Consider the following 704-nt stretch of genomic DNA (forward strand, 5'->3'; position numbering starts at 1 on the left):
TTTAAGTCTTGGTTAGGCTTGTAGTAAATTTTCTTACCGCCTAACTCTGCAAAGTTAATTTCTTGCTTAACCTGCGGCTTCTCGATGCCTTTGTCCTTAATCGGTGAAAAGTGTTTCTTCGCTAACTTTTCCATTTCATCTAGTGAAGCATTGCTTATCAGCGCCACTTTCATGATGTTCGCAGAGTAGTATTTGTTGTAAAACTCAACGGTTTCTTTGTGAAGGTTGCTGTTTTCTTTATCGCCTAATGTTTCTAGGTTACCGATTAAGAAGCGGTTCGCTGGGTGCTCACCCATCATATCGCGTGATAATTTGAATTGACCATAAAAGTCCATCTCACGACGCATTGACCACTCAGCGTTAACGGCATTGATTTCTTTTTCTGTGTATTCAGGATAAAGCTTTGGTGACTTAAAAAAATCAGAGAAGCGATCAAGTGCTTCGTCATAAGCGTCATTGTTCACTTTGAACATATAGTTTGTGTAAGTTAACCAAGTCGATGCGTTAGAAACACCGCCATTTTCGGTTAAGAATTCTTTGTACTGGTTCGCTTCAGGGTACCTGTCTGTGCCTAAGAAAAGTAAATGCTCAAGGTAGTGCGCCATACCTTGTTGTGTCATTGGATCTTGTAAAAGACCGACACCGACGTTTAATGCCGCTGCAGATTTCTCAGTTGAAGGGTCAGACACCAAAATGACTTCAAT

The 704-nt window shown here is 40.8% G+C and carries 1 protein-coding gene; it reads right to left on the minus strand.

Going from position 1 to position 704, the window contains the following annotated elements:
- The coding region (locus ACGHEH_RS21670; RefSeq protein ID WP_390449850.1) for an insulinase family protein at positions 1–704 on the minus strand (704 nt) is incomplete at both ends.

Origin of the sequence: Pseudoalteromonas sp. MTN2-4 (genome assembly GCF_042848605.1) — a bacterium.
Classification (GTDB): Bacteria; Pseudomonadota; Gammaproteobacteria; order Enterobacterales; family Alteromonadaceae; genus Pseudoalteromonas.